Source organism: Halomonas sp. KAO, assembly GCF_015595025.1.
Classification (GTDB): Bacteria; Pseudomonadota; Gammaproteobacteria; order Pseudomonadales; family Halomonadaceae; genus Halomonas.
This window is the reverse complement of sequence record NZ_JADNRL010000024.1, coordinates 176,725-193,721: the sequence shown is the minus strand read 5'-3', so window position 1 is coordinate 193,721 and position 16,997 is coordinate 176,725. Positions and strand designations below refer to the sequence as shown.

At 66.2% G+C, this 16,997-nt stretch carries 18 protein-coding genes; 8 read left to right on the top strand and 10 right to left on the bottom strand.

The features are described 5' to 3' along the window. Positions 1-12 precede the first annotated feature (12 nt). From IOC61_RS11905 to IOC61_RS11880, 6 genes are read left to right on the top strand one after another with little or no spacing between them, the layout of a single operon-like run. The gene (locus tag IOC61_RS11905; protein ID WP_195689008.1) at positions 13-2,844 is read left to right on the top strand and encodes a monovalent cation/H+ antiporter subunit A; all 2,832 of its coding nucleotides are present in this window, start codon (positions 13-15) and stop codon (positions 2,842-2,844) included. Beyond that, positions 2,844-3,188 (top strand): Na+/H+ antiporter subunit C, encoded by a 345-nt coding sequence (locus tag IOC61_RS11900; protein ID WP_195689007.1) that lies wholly within the window; start codon positions 2,844-2,846, stop codon positions 3,186-3,188. The genes IOC61_RS11905 and IOC61_RS11900 overlap by 1 nt, the downstream gene beginning before the upstream one ends. Beyond that, positions 3,185-4,693 (top strand): monovalent cation/H+ antiporter subunit D, encoded by a 1,509-nt coding sequence (locus IOC61_RS11895; protein WP_195689006.1) that lies wholly within the window; start codon positions 3,185-3,187, stop codon positions 4,691-4,693. Before IOC61_RS11900 ends, IOC61_RS11895 begins: the two co-directional genes overlap by 4 nt. After that, positions 4,690-5,184, top strand: a complete 495-nt coding sequence (locus IOC61_RS11890) for a Na+/H+ antiporter subunit E (protein WP_195689005.1) — start codon at positions 4,690-4,692, stop codon at positions 5,182-5,184. The genes IOC61_RS11895 and IOC61_RS11890 overlap by 4 nt, the downstream gene beginning before the upstream one ends. Continuing rightward, positions 5,181-5,450: a K+/H+ antiporter subunit F gene (locus tag IOC61_RS11885; RefSeq protein ID WP_132044280.1), complete on the top strand. Its 270-nt coding sequence runs from the start codon at positions 5,181-5,183 to the stop codon at positions 5,448-5,450. The genes IOC61_RS11890 and IOC61_RS11885 overlap by 4 nt, the downstream gene beginning before the upstream one ends. 9 nt (positions 5,451-5,459) lie before the next feature. Then, entirely contained in the window at positions 5,460-5,852 is a 393-nt protein-coding gene (locus IOC61_RS11880) for a Na+/H+ antiporter subunit G (RefSeq protein ID WP_195689004.1), read from the top strand. A gap of 29 nt (positions 5,853-5,881) precedes the next feature. Here IOC61_RS11880 and hemH read toward each other — a convergent pair whose 3' ends face one another. After that, the gene (gene hemH, locus IOC61_RS11875) at positions 5,882-6,970 is read right to left on the bottom strand and encodes a ferrochelatase (protein ID WP_229333101.1); all 1,089 of its coding nucleotides are present in this window, start codon (positions 6,968-6,970) and stop codon (positions 5,882-5,884) included. A 120-nt stretch (positions 6,971-7,090) separates the two neighbouring features. Here hemH and IOC61_RS11870 point away from each other — a divergent pair, with 120 nt between their 5' ends. Both IOC61_RS11870 and IOC61_RS11865 read left to right on the top strand, forming a co-directional pair. Then, positions 7,091-8,689 (top strand): cryptochrome/photolyase family protein, encoded by a 1,599-nt coding sequence (locus IOC61_RS11870; RefSeq protein WP_195689003.1) that lies wholly within the window; start codon positions 7,091-7,093, stop codon positions 8,687-8,689. Further along, positions 8,686-9,081, top strand: coding sequence for a thiol-disulfide oxidoreductase DCC family protein (locus IOC61_RS11865; protein ID WP_195689002.1), 396 nt, complete (start codon positions 8,686-8,688; stop codon positions 9,079-9,081). The genes IOC61_RS11870 and IOC61_RS11865 overlap by 4 nt, the downstream gene beginning before the upstream one ends. Positions 9,082-9,107: 26 nt before the next feature. Here IOC61_RS11865 and IOC61_RS11860 read toward each other — a convergent pair whose 3' ends face one another. From IOC61_RS11860 to rnr, 9 genes are all read right to left on the bottom strand, one after another. Beyond that, positions 9,108-9,410, bottom strand: a complete 303-nt coding sequence (locus tag IOC61_RS11860) for a DUF6482 family protein (protein ID WP_195689001.1) — start codon at positions 9,408-9,410, stop codon at positions 9,108-9,110. A gap of 118 nt (positions 9,411-9,528) precedes the next feature. After that, the gene (locus IOC61_RS11855) at positions 9,529-9,822 is read right to left on the bottom strand and encodes a hypothetical protein (RefSeq protein ID WP_132044288.1); all 294 of its coding nucleotides are present in this window, start codon (positions 9,820-9,822) and stop codon (positions 9,529-9,531) included. 78 nt (positions 9,823-9,900) lie between these two features. Then, entirely contained in the window at positions 9,901-11,289 is a 1,389-nt protein-coding gene (gene dnaB / locus IOC61_RS11850; protein WP_161423798.1) for a replicative DNA helicase, read from the bottom strand. A gap of 137 nt (positions 11,290-11,426) precedes the next feature. After that, entirely contained in the window at positions 11,427-11,873 is a 447-nt protein-coding gene (rplI, locus tag IOC61_RS11845) for a 50S ribosomal protein L9 (protein WP_195689000.1), read from the bottom strand. 15 nt (positions 11,874-11,888) lie between these two features. Further along, positions 11,889-12,740, bottom strand: a complete 852-nt coding sequence (locus IOC61_RS11840) for a hypothetical protein (protein ID WP_195688999.1) — start codon at positions 12,738-12,740, stop codon at positions 11,889-11,891. Between the two features lie 12 nt (positions 12,741-12,752). Then, positions 12,753-12,980: a 30S ribosomal protein S18 gene (rpsR, locus tag IOC61_RS11835; protein ID WP_027960188.1), complete on the bottom strand. Its 228-nt coding sequence runs from the start codon at positions 12,978-12,980 to the stop codon at positions 12,753-12,755. A 33-nt stretch (positions 12,981-13,013) separates the two neighbouring features. Next, positions 13,014-13,397: a 30S ribosomal protein S6 gene (gene rpsF / locus IOC61_RS11830; RefSeq protein WP_132044296.1), complete on the bottom strand. Its 384-nt coding sequence runs from the start codon at positions 13,395-13,397 to the stop codon at positions 13,014-13,016. Positions 13,398-13,590: 193 nt separating this feature from the next. After that, on the bottom strand, positions 13,591-14,415 hold the full coding sequence (gene rlmB, locus IOC61_RS11825; protein WP_195688998.1) for a 23S rRNA (guanosine(2251)-2'-O)-methyltransferase RlmB: 825 nt from the start codon (positions 14,413-14,415) through the stop codon (positions 13,591-13,593). 53 nt (positions 14,416-14,468) lie between these two features. Beyond that, on the bottom strand, positions 14,469-16,919 hold the full coding sequence (rnr, locus tag IOC61_RS11820) for a ribonuclease R (RefSeq protein ID WP_195688997.1): 2,451 nt from the start codon (positions 16,917-16,919) through the stop codon (positions 14,469-14,471). Between the last annotated feature and the right edge of the window lie 78 nt (positions 16,920-16,997).

The window sequence follows — 16,997 nt, the reverse complement described above, 5'->3', positions numbered from 1 at the left end:
GATGAGCGATCGATGACATTGATGTGGATAGCCCTGCTGCCGCTGGTGGGCATGCTGGTGCCGATGGTCACCGCCAGCCACGGACGGCGTACCTGTTCCCTCGCCACTGCCGTCCTCCCGGCCCTGGCCCTGCTGCTGATGCTGGCACAGTTGCCGGCCCTCTCCAGCGGCGAGGCACTGCGCGCCTCCGTGGCCTGGATACCCAGCCTGGGGCTCGAGCTGGCCTTCCGCCTGGATGGGCTGTCGGTGCTCTTCAATCTGCTGATCCTGGGCATCGGCCTGCTGATCCTGCTCTATGCCCACTTCTACCTCGCGGCGGAGGAGCCCTTCGGGCGCTTCTACGCCTATCTGATCCTGTTCATGGCCTCGATGGTCGGCATCGTGATGGCCGACAACCTGATCCTGCTCTGGCTCTACTGGGAACTGACCAGCCTCTCCTCCTTCCTGCTGATCGGCTTCTGGTCGCACCGCAGCGATGCCCGCAAGGGCGCACGCATGGCACTTACCGTGACCGGCGCAGGCGGCCTGGCACTGCTCGCCGGCCTGCTGCTGCTGGGCGACATGGTCGGCAGCTACGCCATGGACGATGTGCTGGCCGGTGGCGAGGCGGTACTCGCCGACCCACGCTACCCGATCATGCTGGTACTGGTACTGCTGGGCGCCTTCACCAAGTCGGCCCAGTTCCCCTTCCAGTTCTGGCTGCCTCACGCCATGGCGGCGCCCACCCCGGTCTCGGCCTACCTGCACTCGGCCACCATGGTCAAGGCGGGCATCTTCCTGATGGCGCGGCTGCATCCCGCCATCGCCGGCAGTGAACTGTGGTCGGTGGTCGTCTCCCTGATCGGCATGGCGACCATGCTCTACGGGGCCTGGTTTGCGCTGCTCAAGACCGACCTCAAGGGCATCCTGGCCTTCTCCACGGTCAGCCATCTGGGGCTGATCACGGTCCTGCTGGGCATCGGCAGCCCCATGGCGGTGCTGGCCGCGCTGTTCCATATCCTCAACCACGCCAGCTTCAAGGCGGCGCTGTTCATGAGCGCCGGGATCATCGATCACGAGGCCGGCACCCGCGAACTCGGCCGCCTCGGCGGCCTGCGCAAGGCGATGCCGGTCACCGCCCTGCTGACCAGCGTGGCGGGGGCGGCCATGGCCGGGGTGCCACTGCTCAACGGCTTTATCTCCAAGGAGATGTTCTTCACCGAGACCCTGGAGACGCCGGTGCTGGCCGGACTGAGCTGGGTGCTGCCGGTACTCGCCGCCCTGGGCGGCATCCTATCGGTCGCCTATTCGCTGCGACTGGTGCACGCGGTCTTCTTCAAGCCCGCCAAGGAGGCCCCGCCCCATACGCCCCACGAGCCGCCCTGGCTGATGCGCGCGCCGGTGGAACTGCTGGTGGTAGTATGCGTGATCGTCGGCCTGGCGCCGGTACTGGCCGAGGGGCTGCTGGGCCTGGCCGTGGAGGCGGTGCTGGGCGCCCCCCTCGACTTCCACCTGGCGATCTGGCATGGCCTGAACCTGCCGCTGGCGATGAGTGCCCTGGCCCTGGTGGCCGGGATCACGGCCTACTGGCGTCACGCCGACCTGCGCCACTTCCACCGCGGCTTCGGCCCGGTGGATGCGCGCCTGGTGTTCGAGGCCGCGCTGCAGTGCCTCGGTCGCTGGTCCGAACACAGCCTGAGACGCTTCGAGGGAGGCTCCCTGCAGCGCTACATGAGCTGGCTGCTGTTCGCCTCGCTGCTGATGGGCAGCCTGGGCCTGGCACGCATCAGCGGTCTGACCGGCCCCCAGGGTAACCAGCCCATCGACGGCGTGGTGCTGCTCGGCGCCGCCCTGCTGGTATTCGGCGGGATCGCCACCGCGGTGACCCACCGCTTCCGCCTGATCTCGCTGATCATGCTCTCGGTGGTGGGGCTGGTCGTCGCGCTGACCTTCGCCCGCTTCTCGGCGCCGGACCTCGCCCTGACCCAGCTGTCGGTCGAGGTGGTCACCATGATTCTGCTGATGCTGGCGCTCTTCTTCCTGCCTCAGAAGACGCCTACGGAGTCCTCCAACCGCCGCAACCTGCGCGATGTGGTGCTGGCCAGCAGCCTGGGGCTGGTGGTCGCCAGCCTCAACTATGCGGTGCTGACGCGTGGCAACTCGCCCATCTCCGGCTTCTTTCTGGAGAACAGCATACCCGGCGGTGGCGGCCACAACGTGGTCAACGTCATCCTGGTGGACTTCCGCGGCTTCGATACCCTGGGTGAAATCACCGTGCTGGCGCTGGCCGGGCTTGCGATCTTCAAGCTGCTCAATCGCCTGCGGCTGTTCATGCCCCACAGCGACAGCGAGGGACGCCTCTGGTCGCCGGACCGCTACCCGGCGGTTCTTACCTCCATCTCCATGGCACTGCTGCCGCTGGCACTGCTCGTCTCGGCCTTCATCTTCCTGCGCGGACACAACGAACCGGGGGGCGGCTTTATCGCCGGCCTGGTCACCGCCGTGGCGCTGATTCTGCTTTATATGGCGCGCGGGGTGGAGTGGAGCCAGGAGCGCCTCGACTTCCCCTACCAGCCGGTAGCCGTGGCCGGGGTCGGCATCGCCACTCTCACGGGCCTGGGCAGCTGGCTGTTCGGTTACCCCTTCCTGACCTCGTCATTCGGTTACTTCCACCTGCCGCTGATCGGCAAGTTCGAGCTGGCCACTGCGATGCTGTTCGACCTCGGGGTCTATCTCGCCGTGGTCGGCGCCACCCTGATGATCCTGGCCAACCTGGGCAAGGTGACCACGGTCCACCGCCCGGCCAAGGAGCCCAGGCCCGAGAACGATGCATCACCCCAGCGCCCCCGCAAGGAGACCCCCTGATGGAAAGCCTCTACGCCATCACCACCGGCGTACTTACCGCCTGCGGACTCTACCTGGTCCTGCGTTCACGCACCTTCCCCGTCGTGGTGGGACTGACCCTGCTCTCCTACGCGGTGAACCTGTTTCTGTTCTCCATGGGCGGCCTGACCACCGATGGCGCCGCACTGATCAACGGGGTCAAGGAGTACGCCGACCCGCTGCCCCAGGCGCTGGTATTGACCGCCATCGTGATCGGCTTCGCCATGACCGCCTTCGTGGTGATCCTGGCGATGCGCGCGCGCAGCGAGGCGGGCAACGACCATGTGGATGGCCGCAAGCATGAAGTCGGGGAGGGGCGCCGATGAGCACTCATCTGATCGTGCTGCCGGTGGTAGTACCACTGGTGGTGGGCATCCTGCTGCTCTTCCAGCGCCAGGGCAGCGTGCGGCTGAAGCGCCTGGTCGGGGTCGCCGCCACCCTGGCCCTGCTGCTGATAAGCATCGCCCTGGTGGCCCGAGCCGCCGGCGGCGAGGTGACCTACTACGCCCTGGGCGACTGGCAGCCTCCGTTCGGCATCGTGCTGGTACTCGACCGTCTATCGGCCATGATGGTGCTGCTCACCTCCATCCTCGCACTGGGTGCCGTAGTGTTCGCCTGTGCCGGCGACGACGAGCGCGGCAGCAACTTCCACGGTCTCTTCCAGTGGCAGTTGATGGGGATCAATGGTGCCTTCCTGACCGGCGACCTGTTCAACCTGTTCGTGTTCTTCGAGGTCCTGCTGCTCGCCTCCTATGCGCTGCTGCTCCACGGTGGCGGCAAGGAGAGGATCATGTCCGGGGTGCACTATGTGGTGCTCAACCTGGCCGGGTCCTCGCTGTTCCTGATCAGTGTCGGCATGCTCTACGGGGCCACCGGCACCCTCAACATGGCCGACATGGCCGTTCGCCTGAGCGAACTGCCTGCCGAGCATGAGGGACTGGTGGTAGCGGGCGCCCTGATGCTGCTGGTCGTGTTTGGCCTCAAGGCGGCCATCCTGCCGCTCTACTTCTGGCTGCCCAAGGCCTATGCCGCGGCCCCCGCACCGGTTGCGGCACTATTCGCCATCATGACCAAGGTGGGGATCTACGCCATTCTGCGGGTCTACTCGCTGGTCTTCGGTGAGGCCGCCGGCCCCCTGGCCGACCTTGAGCAGGGCTGGGTATGGTGGCTCTCGCTGGGCACCCTGGCGGTGGCCACCATCGGCGCCCTGGCCGCCCGGGACCTGCGCCTGCTGGTGGCCTATCTGGTGCTGGTCTCGGTGGGTACCCTGCTGGCGGGGATCGGCATCGGCACTCCCGCGGCTGTCTCCGCCCTGCTCTACTACCTGATCCACACCACCCTGGTCACCGGCGGCCTCTTCCTGCTCGCCGAAATGATCGGTACCCAGCGCGGCAAGGCGGGCACTCGCCTGGTCAAGGGTCAGCCGCTACGCCAGAGTGGACGACTCGCCGTGCTGTTCTTCGCTGGCGCCGTCGCCGTGGCCGGCATGCCGCCACTCTCGGGCGCGATCGGCAAGACCCTGCTGATGGCTACCGCCGAGGGGGCTCAGCGTGCCTGGCTATGGCCGATCCTGCTGCTCAGTGGCCTCGCCGCCATCATTGCGCTGTCGCGGGCGGGCTCCACGCTGTTCTGGCGCAGCACCGGCTCGGCCGATGGCCAGCGCCTGCCCCGCCGTCAGTGGTTCGGCGTCGCCTGGCTGATCGGTGCTGCCCCGCTGATGGTGGCCCTGGCCGGCCCGCTGGTCGACTACACCGACGCCACCGCCGAGCAGCTGGCCCACCCCGAGACTCTGACAGGCGCCCTGCTGAACAACGAGGGAGATGCTCCATGATCCAGCCTCGCTCCTGGCTGCCGACACCGCTGCTGTCGATTCTGTTGCTGATCGTCTGGTTGCTGATGGTACGCAGCGTCGCCTTCGGCCATATCCTGCTGGGCGGTGCCCTGGCGGTGGCGATCCCCCTGGCAACCCACCGCTTCTGGGACACGCAGCCCAGTATCAAGAAGCCGGCCCTGCTGCTGCGCTTCGCGCTGCGTGTACTCGGTGATATCGTGACCGCCAACCTTCAGGTCGCCTGGTTGATTCTCAACCCGTGGCGGCGCATGCGGCCTCACTTCATCGAGTACCCGTTGATGCTGGAGAACCGCTTCACCATCACCCTGCTCGCCAACACCATCAGCCTGACACCGGGCACGGTCTCGGCCAATCTGCGCCTGGATGGCAAGTCGCTGCTGATTCATGCCCTCGACGTGGAGGACGATGATGCATTGATCGAGACCATTCGCGAGCGCTACGAGCGGCCGCTGAAGGAGATCTACGAATGATTGAGGTTGCACTCTGGACCAGCCTGGCCCTGGTCGTGGCTGCCATGGCGCTGAATGTCTACCGACTGACCATCGGCCCGGACATGCCCGACCGCCTGCTGGCGCTGGACACCATGTATATCAACTCCATCGCCCTGATCGTGCTGCTGGGACTCTGGCTGGATACCAAGACCTACTTCGAGGCGGCGCTGCTGATCGCCATGCTTGGCTTCATCAGTACCGTGGCGGTGTGCAAGTACCTGCTGCGCGGCGACATCATCGAATAGGGAGACATCATGACGCTGCACTTACTTATCGAGGGAGTCGCTTCCTTTCTGCTGGTGGCCGGCGGCGCCTTCATCTTTATCGGCTCGTTGGGCATGACCCATCTGCGCGACTTCTACATGCGACTGCACGGCCCCACCAAGGCCACCACCCTGGGCATCGGCTGCATGCTGGGCGCCTCGATGATCTACTTCTGGGCAAGCGAGGGGAAACCGGAGATTCAGGAGGTGCTGATCACCATCTTCCTGTTTATCACCGCGCCGGTCAGCGCCCACCTGCTGGCCAAGACCGGGCTTCATCAGAAGCTCAAGCACGTGGACAAGACCGCCGGCCGGCCGGCCGAGCTGCGCCGCGAGGAGGTGGGCGAGAAGCCGGTCCCCCACCCGGACCGCGGCTACGACTGACGCCTCCCCCCGGCCCGCCGGTGGCGGGCCTAGACCCAGCCTCCCAGCTCGTTGTCGATGATCGACAGCAGGGCCCCGATATGGTCGTCACGTTCGTTGAGGCAGGGCACATAGGTGAAGGTCTCGCCACCGGCCTCGAGGAAGGCATCGCGAATCTCCTCCTCGATCTCCTCCAGGGTCTCGACACAGTCGGCGGAGAAGGCCGGCGACACCACGGCAATATGCTTCCTGCCTTGGCGCGCCAGCTCGGCGACATGCTCCACGGTGGCCGGCCCCACCCACTCCTCGGGACCGAACTGCGACTGGAAGGCGGTCTGGATGGCCCCCTCCTCCCAGCCTAGCGCCTCGCGCAGCAGCCGCGTGGTCTTCTGACACTGGCAGTGGTAGGGATCCCCCTCCATCAGGAAACGCTTGGGCACGCCATGATAGGAGGCCACCAGCACCTCGGGTGCCGTCTCGGCGGCATCATAGGCCTCGCGCACGCTGTTGGCCAGGGCTTCGATATACTGCGGGTGCTCGAAGTAGGCCGGCACGGTGCGAATCGCCGGTTGCCACTTGAGCTTCATCAGGGTGCGGAAGGCATGATCATTGGCGGTGGCGGTGGTCGGCGAGGCGTACTGCGGATAGAGCGGGAAAAACAGAATCCGCTCGCAGCCCGCCGCCTGCAGACGCCTGAGTACGCTGTCGGTGGAGGGGTTGCCGTAGCGCATGGCGAAGTCGACCATCACCCGGTCGCCATGGCGCGCCTCGAGCCCCTCGGCCACCTTGCGGGTCTGCTCCCGGGTAATGGTCAGCAGCGGGCTCTCATCCTTCTCGGTGTTCCAGATACCGCGATAGGCCTCGCCGGACTTGAAGGGGCGGCGCGAGAGGATGATCAGCTGCAGCAGTGGCTGCCACTTCCAGCTGGGGTAGTCCACCACTCGCTTGTCGGAGAGGAATTCGTTGAGGTAGCGACGCATGGACCGGTAGTCGGTGGCATCCGGAGTGCCCAGGTTGACCAGCACCACCCCGACCCGGGCCTGAGGAATCGGCGGATGATCCTCCGGTGCATGGGCCAGGCGCCCGCAGCCGGGATGGTCCATGCCGGGATTGGCCGAATCCTGGATCGTGGTGGTCATGGGGTGACTCCTTGGTCGATACGCACGGTGGATGAAGACGGGGCTAGTGTATCAGGCCCCTCGCGGCGGCGGCGATCAGGTTGTACTATCAGCCTGATTTGTACAACCTGAGATCAAGCCATGTCCCGTCCCCTGGTGCTCGTGCTCGGCGACCAGCTCAGCCTGGCGCTTCCCAGTCTCCGCGACTTGCCCGCCAACGCGGTGGTGGCGCTCTGCGAGGTCTCCGCCGAGGGGCGCTATGTGCCACACCACCCCCAGAAGATCGCGCTGATCCTCGCCGCCATGCGCCACTTCGCCGCGGCACTACGCAAGCGCGGCTACCGGGTGCACTACAGCGCCCTGGATGACCCCGACAATACCCAGGAGCTGATGACGGAGGCACAGCGCCTGGCCGCACTCCACGCCTGCGACGAGATCCGGGCCGTGCGCCCCGGGGAGTGGCGGCTGTGGCAGGCGATGCGCGAGCGTGAGCGCGCCGCCCTGCCCTGGCGACTCCTCGAGGACGACCGCTTCTATACCACCCCGGATGACTTCGCGGCCTGGGCAGGCGGCCGCGAGTCGCTGCGCATGGAGTACTTCTACCGGGAGCAACGGCGCCGCAGCGGCCTGCTGATGGAGGGCGACGGGCCCGCCGGCGGCCGCTGGAACCTCGACCACGACAACCGCGAGCCGCTGCCGGCTGGGCTCTCGGTGCCCGCGCCGCCCCGTCATCGCCATGACGCCACCACTCGCGCGGTGATCGCCCTGGTGGCGGAACACTTCGGCGACCACTTCGGCAGCCTCGAGGGCTTCCACTGGCCGGTGACGCGGCGCCAGGCGCTGGTCGACCTGCGCCATTTCATCGAGCACCTGCTGCCCGCCTTCGGTCGCTACCAGGATGCCATCAGCGACAGTGAGCCCTTCCTGTTCCATTCGCGACTCTCGGCGGCGCTCAACCTGGGGCTGCTCTCCCCCCGGGAGGTGTGCGAAGCCGCCGAGCGCGAATACCACGAGGGGCGAGCGCCACTCAATTCGGTGGAGGGCTTCATCCGCCAGGTGCTGGGCTGGCGCGAATATGTCCGCGGGCTCTACTGGACCCGCATGCCCGACTACAAGCGCGGCAACGCCCTGGGCGCCCGGCGTGGCCTGCCGAGCTTCTTCTGGGACGGCGAGACCGAGATGCGCTGCCTGCGCCGCGCCATCGAGATGACCCGCGATAACGCCTATGCCCACCATATCCAGCGGTTGATGGTGACGGGCAACTTCGCCCTGCTCTGCGATGTGGCACCCGAGGCGCTCTGCGACTGGTATCTGGCGGTCTACGCCGACGCCTGCGAGTGGGTGGAGCTGCCCAACACCCTGGGCATGGTGCTGCACGCCGATGGCGGGCTGATGGGCTCGAAGCCCTACTGCGCCTCGGGCAAGTATATCGATCGCATGTCGGATCACTGCCGGCACTGCCGTTTCGACCCCAAGCGGGCGACGGGTCCCGACGCCTGCCCGTTCAACAGCCTCTACTGGGACTTTCTGGAGCGCCACGCCGAGACCCTGAGCACCAATCCGCGCATGAAGCTGATCTACGGCAGCCTGTCGCGCATGAGTGAGGAGAAGCGCAACGCCATGCGCGATCAAGCCGGCGCCTTCCTCGAGCAGCTCGATGCCGCGCCCGCCAATTCACACGACCATGGTCAGGGCGAACACCGGGCGGGCTATGCTGGCGCCGAGGAGACTCCGAGATGACCCGACACGCCACCCTCGCTGCCCGCGCCCCGGTGACCCTCTTCCATGATGGCCACTGCCCGCTGTGCCAGCGGGAGGTCGCCTGGCTGGCGCGTCACCCGCGCCGCGAGCGCGTCAGGCTGGTGGATATCCAGGCCGCGAATTTCGATGCCGCGCCGCTCGGCCGCAGTGTTGCCGCGATGATGGGCCGACTGCACCTGCGCGACGCTAACGGTCGCTGGTTCGTGGGAATGGACGCCAGCCGTGCCCTCTACGCGGTGCTGGGCTATCGACGGCGGGTCTGGATAAGCACCCTGCCAGGGATCGGCAGGCTGACGGATGCGGGGTACCACTGGTTTGCCCGCCGCCGCCTGCATCTGGGGCGCTGGCTGGAACGGCGGGAGAAGGAGTGACGCGTGGCCCTGCTTGCGAGGGCGGCTCAGAACACCAGCGGCATGCGTGAGGTCAGCGGCTCCTGATAGTGAGTCTCGCGACCGATCACCTCATCGTGGGGCACCTGCTGCACCAGGTGGGCGCGGTGGATACCGGCACGCTTGAGCTCCACGTAGACATCTTCCAGCGAGCGGAAGAGCACCGGCTTGCCCTTACGGGTCAGCATATGACGCTGCCCCTCGATATCCTCCAGCTCCACTTGGTAGAAGCGGCTGCCGGCATGGCCGATGACGCGAATCTCGTAGTTGTCGTGATGGGCCGCGAAGGCCTTTAACTCGTGAAATTCCATGGATCCCTCCAGGTATTTTATCGTTGAAGTTCCTGGCAGCCTGACACCCACGGATGACACCGGGGTGACGACCGCATGTCAAAGATATGACACCGGCATCCCTGGCGAGTTCCGCAAGCTATTGATAATCTGAGGGATCAATCGCCTTGCCCAGGGAGTTTCGGTCGACCCACTTGCCGGCCTTGGTCTCCTTGTAGCGAAATACCACTCTATCACCGACGACCACCGGAAGCTCGGCATCCTCGGTCTGGTAGCTGTAGGTCTCGCCCTCCACTACCAGCTGGTAGCGGTAGAGGTCGGGCATGCCCAGCCACTCCTTGAACGGGCCTTCGCGCTCCACGGACTGAAGCTCGCCGCGCGCCTCCAGCTTGGGTGCACGCTGTCGATTACCGCGCCGAAATCCGCCTGCCATGCTGCCTCCTGGCTATGCTAACTGAAAGGGTGGGCATTATACGGGCCCCTCGTCCCGGCTCAAGTCGAGAGGCGAGGCCTACTCGCCGAAGCCATCGCCATAGCTGTCCGGCGCCAGGTCTTCGAAGCGGGTGTAGCGGCCGATAAATGCCATATGTACCGTGCCGATGGGACCGTTACGCTGCTTGCCGATGATCAACTCGGCGAGACCCTGATTGTCGGGGTTGTCAGGATTATAGACCTCGTCGCGATAGACGAAGGCGATCACGTCGGCATCCTGCTCGATGGCGCCACTCTCGCGAAGGTCCGACATCACCGGGCGCTTGTTGGGTCGCTGCTCGAGGGAGCGGTTGAGCTGGGAGAGGGCCACCACCGGACAGCCGAACTCCTTGGCCAGCCCCTTGAGCGAGCGGGAGATCTCGGAGATCTCGCCGGTGCGGTTCTCGGAGAAGCCGGGGATCTGCATCAGCTGCAGGTAGTCGATCATCACCAGCCCGACATTGCCATGCTCCCGGACCACACGCCGAATACGCGAACGCATCTCGTTGGGTGACAGCGCCGCGGTATCATCGATGAACAGCTGCTTGTCCTTGAGCAGGTTGACCGCCGAGGTCAGGCGCGGCCAGTCCTCGTCCTCCAGCTGGCCCGTCCGCACCCGAGTCTGGTCGATGCGCCCCAGCGAGGAGAGCATGCGCAGCATCAGGGCATCGGCGGGCATCTCCATGGAGAACACCATCACCGGCTTCTCGCTGGAGATGACCGCATGCTCCACCAGATTCATGGCGAAGGTCGTCTTGCCCATGGAGGGGCGCCCGGCAATGATCACCAGGTCCGAGGGCTGCAGGCCCGAGGTCATCTCGTCGAGGTCACGAAAGCCGGTGGAGAGTCCGGTCATCTCGCCCTGCATGTTGAACAGCTCGTCGATGCGGTCCACCGCCTTGGCGAGCAGCTCGCTCATGCCGATGGGGCCACCCGACTTGGGCCGCTCCTCGCTGATCTGGAAGACCAGGCGCTCGGCCTCGTCGACCAGCTCATTCGCCGGTCTCCCCTGAGGGCTGAAGGCGCCATCGGCGATCTGGCTGGCGGCACGGATCAACTTGCGCAGGGTGGCCCGCTCGCGAACGATATCGGCATAGGCGCGGATATTGCTGGCCGATGGCGTGTTGCGGGCCAGCTCCGCCAGCGTCGCCAGGCCGCCCACGGTATCGAGCTGGTCGCGCCCCTCTAGCGCCTCGGAGAGCGTCACCACGTCCAGCGGCCGCGCCGACTCGGCCAGCTCGGCCATGACATTGAAGATCAGACGATGTTCGTAACGGTAGAAGTCGTCGGCCACCAGGCGGTCGGCGACATTGTCCCAGGCCTGGTTATCGAGCATCAGCCCGCCCAGCACCGACTGCTCCGCCTCCAGCGAGTGGGGCGGCACCTTGAGGGCGGCGGTTTCCTGGTCGTGCTCGAGCATCTCTGACATGGCGGTCTTCACCCTGGGCATTGCGGGGACGCCATTCTACCCCAGACAGGCAGCGCGCCCCATGACTCTTCCCCCCAACGCGACGAGGGGCGCGAGGATCTCTCCTCGCGCCCCTCGTCGGTGGCGGCCGTCTGAACTTACTCGGCCACTACCACCACACGCACGGTGGCTTCGACTTCGGCATGCAGGCGCAGCTGAATGTCGTACTCGCCGACGGCACGGATCGGACCTTCCGGCATGCGCACTTCGCTCTTGGCCACATCGATGCCGGCAGACGCGATGGCGTCGGCCAGGTCGCGGGGGCCGATGGAGCCGAACAGCTTGCCTTCATCGCCGGACTTGGCGACCAGGGAGAGTTCGATCTCGTTGAGCTGAGCGGCGCGCTCTTCGGCCTCGGCCTTGCGCTCGGTGGCCTGGGCCTCGAGCTCGGCACGCTGGGCCTCGAAGGCCTCGATGTTGTCCTTGGTGGCCGGCACGGCGAGACCGTAGGGCACCAGGTAGTTGCGGCCGTAGCCGGGCTTGACGGTCACCTGGTCACCCAGGCCGCCCAGCTTGCCAATGTTGTCGAGCAGAATGACTTCCATCTCGTAAACCTCTTGTCAGTTACGGCTGGCCAGGCGCCCGCGAATGTCCGCGAAGACGTCGATAGCGGCCAGCAGCAGCACGATCAGAATCATGGGCCATGTAGTGATCAGCAGCAGGTAGAAGACGACCAGCCACAGCCCGTTCATCCCTTTAAATCCGATAAATCCATGCACCAGGGCGATGCCGGCGACCAGCAGCGGTACCCACAGCAGCATGCCCAGGCCGGGCAGCCCCAGCACGGCACCGATCACGCCGAGCGCCACCAGCATAGCCAGTTCGGCGGGCCTCAGGCGCAGGGCGTGGAACTCCTCGCGGAATCCACCGGGGTTGTAGAGCCCCGCCTGCCAGCTACGCGCCAGGGCCAGGCAGCCCACGGCGGCGATCAGCACGATAAGCCCGGTGACGCCACCGATCAGCAATCCCGCCAGCTGCTCGGTATCGAGCCCCTGACTGCCCAGCTCGTTGAGCAGGCGTCCCACCTCGGGAGAGGCCTGACGCAGCTGGTCGAGCAGCTCCCCGGTGCCACCGGGCGGCAGGAAGATCCCCAGCTGGATCATCACCGCGCCAGCCAGGGCACCGGCGATCAGCGCCTCGCTCCAGCGCAGGCGAGAGCGCAGCACCACCGCCATCAGGGTCACCAGCAGCACGCTGGCCAGGGGGATGACATCCCCCTGCACCCACCACCAGCCCGAAGGCACGGCGGCAGCCACGATCACCGGTAGCGCCGGGGAGAGGCCTCGACGCAGGGTGACCAGGGCCGCGATGGCGGCCCCCAGCCAGAACAGCCAGGGAATCAGGGTGGCCACGACGGCCCCGCCGATGGCGTGGGGCGTGCCGCGCATCACCCAGCGGGCGATCGTCAGCATCTTGCCGCTGGCTTACTGGTGGCTATCGGAGTAGGGCAGCAGTGCCAGGTAGCGCGAGCGCTTGACGGCGGTCGCCAGCTGACGCTGGTAGCGGGCCTTGGTACCGGTGATGCGGCTGGGAACGATCTTGCCGGTCTCGGTGATGTAGGCCTTGAGGGTGTCCAGATCCTTGTAGTCGATCTGCTTCACGCCCTCGGCGGTGAAACGGCAGAACTTGCGGCGACGGAAAAAGCGTGCCATGTAAAGACTCCTTCAGACGTGCGATGGGGGGTATCAGGCGGACTCGGCGCGAGGCTTCTCGTCGCGAGGCTTCTCGTCGCGACGTGCGCGCTTCTCTTCCACCGGCTTCATCATCGGCGAGGCCTCGGTGATGGCTTCGTTGCAGCGCACCACCAGGCTACGGATGATGGCATCGTTGAAGCGGAAGATGTTCTCGATCTCGTCGAGGGTCTCGCCGCTGCACTCGACGTTCATCAGCACGTAGTGAGCCTTGTGGATCTTGTTGATCGGGTAGGCCAGGTGACGACGGCCCCAATCCTCCAGGCGATGCACGGTGCCGCCGTTCTCGGTAACGAGGCCGGTGTAGCGCTCGACCATGGCCGGAACCTGCTCGCTCTGGTCCGGATGGACCATGAACACGATTTCATAATGACGCATGGGATCTCCTTGCGGTTTGGCAGCTTCCTCGGGAGGTCTTGGCTCCGGGGAAGCAAGGAGGTGATAGAAAAAACACGAATGCCCGCTCGATGGACGAACGGGCGCAAGCATTCTAAAGAGTACGCGCCTCGCGCGCAAGCGGGGAATCGGCTTGTCGCTTCCGGCACTCGAGTCGGCACCCGGGGCTTAGCACTTATGGCTTAAGGCTTACGGCTCCAGGCGAAGCCTGGCGGCGCTGACGGACCACCTCGAAGAGGCTGATCCCGGTGGCAACCGAGACATTGAGACTGGATACCGTACCGGCCATGGGCAGCTTGACCAGCTGATCGCAGGCCTCGCGCGTCAGGCGGCGCATGCCCTTGCCCTCGGCCCCCATGACCAGTGCCGTGGCCCCGGTCAGGTCGACCTCGAATACCAGCGACTCCGCCTCACCGGCGGTACCGGTCACCCAGACGCCCAGCGACTTGAGCCTGGCCAGGGCGCGGGCGAGATTGGTGACCTGGTAGACCGGCACGCTCTCGGCGGCCCCACAGGCTACCTTGCGCACCGTGGCATTGAGCGGTGCGGCCTTGTCCTTGGGCACGATCACCCCATGCACCCCGGCGGCATCGGCGCTGCGCAGGCAGGCGCCGAAGTTGTGCACGTCGGTGATGCCATCGAGCACCAGCAGCAGCGGGGGCGTCGCATGGGGCCACGCCTCCAGACGGAACCACAGCGCATTCTCGGCCTCGAACGCCAGCGGCGTGGTGAAGGCCACGATGCCCTGGTGGGCGGCCCCCTGGGCCAGGCGGTCCAGCTCGTCACGCGGACGTGACTGGATGCGGGCACCGCCACGCCGAGCGGTCTCTACCAGCTCGGCGAGACGCGCCTCCGCGCCGCCCTGCTGCACCCATAGCTCGCGGGGTATTTCACCACGCTCGATCAGCGCACGCACGGCATGCACGCCGAATACCGCCTCCAGGCCACCGGGCGTCGCCGGCTTGCCAGCGGCGGGCCGCTGGGATCGCTTCTGCTTCATGTCTCTCGCTTCATTGCGGGTCACACGGCGGACCCGAAGGTCCGCCACGGGATTCAGCGCCGCGAACGGCGCCGACGGTTGCCGCTGCGCTTGCGGCCATCGCCCTTGTCGGACCTGTCGCTTCTGGCGGATTCGCCACCCTTGCCGGTGGTCTCGCCAGGCGAGGCCTCGGCCTTCGGTGGCTTGCCGCCGGCGCTGGCGCGACCCTTGGCGGGGGCATCGTCTACCGCACGGCGACGGCGCGGCGCCCGCTTGGGACGCGGCTGCTCATCGGCCAGGGCGAAATCGATCTTGCGATCATCCAGGTCGACGCGAGCCACCTGCACGGTGACACCGTCGCCGAGACGGTAGCTCATGCCACTGCGCTCACCCTTGAGACGGTGCTTCTCAGGCTCGTAGCGGTAGTAGTCCGAAGGCAGCGAGGTGACATGCACCAGCCCCTCGACATAGACCTCATCGAGCCGCACGAAGATGCCGAACTGGGTCACCGACGCGATGGTGCCATCGAAGATCTCGCCGAGCTTGTCGGACATGAACTCGCACTTGAGCCAGTCCTCGACGTCGCGTGTGGCGTCATCGGCGCGACGCTCGGTCATCGAGCAGTGCTCGCCGAGCTCGAGCATCTGCTCGAAGGTATAGGGCGCCCACTTGCTGGGCGGTTCCACCGGGGCCCCCTCGGCCCGCAGCACGGTGTTGGTCTGGCGCGGCCCGCGGATCACCGAGCGAATGGCACGGTGCACGATCAGGTCCGGGTAGCGACGGATCGGCGAGGTGAAGTGAGCATAGGCCGGATAGGCCAGGCCGAAGTGCCCATCGTTCTGGGGTGAGTAGATCGCCCGGCTCATGGAGCGCAGCATCACCGTCTGGATGACATCGGCGTCGGGGCGCCCCTTGATGGCCTCGGCCAGGTCGCGGTAGTCCTGCGGGCTCGGGTCATCGCCGCCGCCCAGGGTCAGGCCAAGCTCGCTGAGAAACAGGCGCAGCTTGTCGAGACGCTCCGGCGAGGGCTGCTCGTGGATACGATAGAGGGCCGGCAGATCATGCTTGTCGAGGAAGCGCGCCGTGGCCACATTGGCCGCCAGCATGCACTCCTCGATGATCTTGTGGGCATCGTTGCGCGAGCGCGGCACGATCTTCTCGATCTTGCGCTCGTCATTGAAGACGATGGCCGTCTCGGTGGTCTCGAAGTCGATGGCCCCTCGCTCCACCCGCGCCTCGCGCAGCAGCCGGTAGAGGGCATGCAGGTTCTTCAGCGACGGCACCAGCTCGCGGTACTCCTCGCGCAGGGCCTCACCCTCCTGCCCCTCATCATCGAGGATCGCCGCCACCTTGTTGTAGGTCAGGCGCGCATGGGACTGGAACACCGCCTCGTAGAAGCGGTAACGACTGATGGCGCCACTCTGGGAGATATTCATCTCGCAGACCAGGGCGAGGCGGTCGACCGCGGGATTGAGCGAACAGAGACCGTTGGAGAGCAGCTCCGGCAGCATCGGCACGACCTGCCCCGGGAAGTAGACCGAGTTGCCGCGGCGGATCGCCTCCTGGTCCAGGGCACTGCCTGGGCGCACATAGTGGGAGACGTCGGCGATGGCCACCAGCAGCTTCCAGCTGCCGGACTTGGTCTTCCAGGCGCAGACGGCGTCATCGAAGTCCTTGGCGGTCTCGTCATCGATGGTCACCAGCGGCACGTCACGCAGATCGATACGGCTCTGCTTGTCCTCCTCGGCAACCTCGGCGGACATGCTGGCGATCTGGTCGTGGACCTCCGGCGGAAATTCGGCGGGAATCTCGTAGCTGCGAATGGCGATATCGATCTCCATGCCGGGATCCATGCGCTCACCCAGCACCTCGACCACCTCACCGACCGGCTGCACCCGCGTCTCGGGCTGCTTGACGATATGCGCCGACACCACCTGACCATCCTTCGCCCCACCGCAGGCGCTGTGCGGGATGATCACCTCCTGGGTGATACGCGGATTCTCGGGGATCAACACGCCGAACTCGGGGGTGTTCTCGCGGTAGACACCGACGATGGACTGGGTATTGCGGGCCAGCACCTCGGCGATGGTGGCCTCGTCGCGACCGCGCCGATCGCGGCCGCTGATGCGCACCAGCACCTGATCGCCATGGAAGACTCGGCGCATCTGCCGCGGCGGCAGCATCAGGTCGGGCTTCTTGCCGTCGTCACGCAGCACGAAACCGAAGCCGTCGCGGTGACCCAGCACCTTGCCCTTGATCAGGTCGAGCTTGTCGATCAGCGCGTAGGCTCGCGCCCGGTTGCGCAGCACCTGGCCATCGCGCTCCATGGCCGCCAGCCGGCGGCGCACCGCCTCCTGCAGCTCCTCATCCTCGAGGCCGAGCAGCTGGCTCATCTTCTCGTGAGTAAGCGGCTTGCCGGCCTCCTCCAGGCGGGCGAGCAGATACTCGCGGCTGGGGGCTGGCTTGTCATACTTGTGGGCTTCACGTTCCGCATGCGGATCGTCGCTGAGCGTCCAGTGAGTCATGCGCGGTGCATCCTTGGCAGGGTCGGGGACGACATGAGTAAGCTGGCGCTCGGGCGCCGCGGGAGCGGGGTATTACTT

What these genes read in the sequence shown, in the direction of transcription:
- IOC61_RS11905 (WP_195689008.1), top strand. Translation starts at nt 13, where the DNA reads ATGACATTGATGTGGATAGCCCTGCTGCCGCTGGTGGGCATGCTGGTG.
- IOC61_RS11900 (WP_195689007.1), top strand. Translation starts at nt 2,844, where the DNA reads ATGGAAAGCCTCTACGCCATCACCACCGGCGTACTTACCGCCTGCGGA.
- IOC61_RS11895 (WP_195689006.1), top strand. Translation starts at nt 3,185, where the DNA reads ATGAGCACTCATCTGATCGTGCTGCCGGTGGTAGTACCACTGGTGGTG.
- IOC61_RS11890 (WP_195689005.1), top strand. Translation starts at nt 4,690, where the DNA reads ATGATCCAGCCTCGCTCCTGGCTGCCGACACCGCTGCTGTCGATTCTG.
- IOC61_RS11885 (WP_132044280.1), top strand. Translation starts at nt 5,181, where the DNA reads ATGATTGAGGTTGCACTCTGGACCAGCCTGGCCCTGGTCGTGGCTGCC.
- IOC61_RS11880 (WP_195689004.1), top strand. Translation starts at nt 5,460, where the DNA reads ATGACGCTGCACTTACTTATCGAGGGAGTCGCTTCCTTTCTGCTGGTG.
- hemH (WP_229333101.1), bottom strand. Translation starts at nt 6,970, where the DNA reads ATGACCACCACGATCCAGGATTCGGCCAATCCCGGCATGGACCATCCC.
- IOC61_RS11870 (WP_195689003.1), top strand. Translation starts at nt 7,091, where the DNA reads ATGTCCCGTCCCCTGGTGCTCGTGCTCGGCGACCAGCTCAGCCTGGCG.
- IOC61_RS11865 (WP_195689002.1), top strand. Translation starts at nt 8,686, where the DNA reads ATGACCCGACACGCCACCCTCGCTGCCCGCGCCCCGGTGACCCTCTTC.
- IOC61_RS11860 (WP_195689001.1), bottom strand. Translation starts at nt 9,410, where the DNA reads ATGGAATTTCACGAGTTAAAGGCCTTCGCGGCCCATCACGACAACTAC.
- IOC61_RS11855 (WP_132044288.1), bottom strand. Translation starts at nt 9,822, where the DNA reads ATGGCAGGCGGATTTCGGCGCGGTAATCGACAGCGTGCACCCAAGCTG.
- dnaB (WP_161423798.1), bottom strand. Translation starts at nt 11,289, where the DNA reads ATGTCAGAGATGCTCGAGCACGACCAGGAAACCGCCGCCCTCAAGGTG.
- rplI (WP_195689000.1), bottom strand. Translation starts at nt 11,873, where the DNA reads ATGGAAGTCATTCTGCTCGACAACATTGGCAAGCTGGGCGGCCTGGGT.
- IOC61_RS11840 (WP_195688999.1), bottom strand. Translation starts at nt 12,740, where the DNA reads ATGCTGACGATCGCCCGCTGGGTGATGCGCGGCACGCCCCACGCCATC.
- rpsR (WP_027960188.1), bottom strand. Translation starts at nt 12,980, where the DNA reads ATGGCACGCTTTTTCCGTCGCCGCAAGTTCTGCCGTTTCACCGCCGAG.
- rpsF (WP_132044296.1), bottom strand. Translation starts at nt 13,397, where the DNA reads ATGCGTCATTATGAAATCGTGTTCATGGTCCATCCGGACCAGAGCGAG.
- rlmB (WP_195688998.1), bottom strand. Translation starts at nt 14,415, where the DNA reads ATGAAGCAGAAGCGATCCCAGCGGCCCGCCGCTGGCAAGCCGGCGACG.
- rnr (WP_195688997.1), bottom strand. Translation starts at nt 16,919, where the DNA reads ATGACTCACTGGACGCTCAGCGACGATCCGCATGCGGAACGTGAAGCC.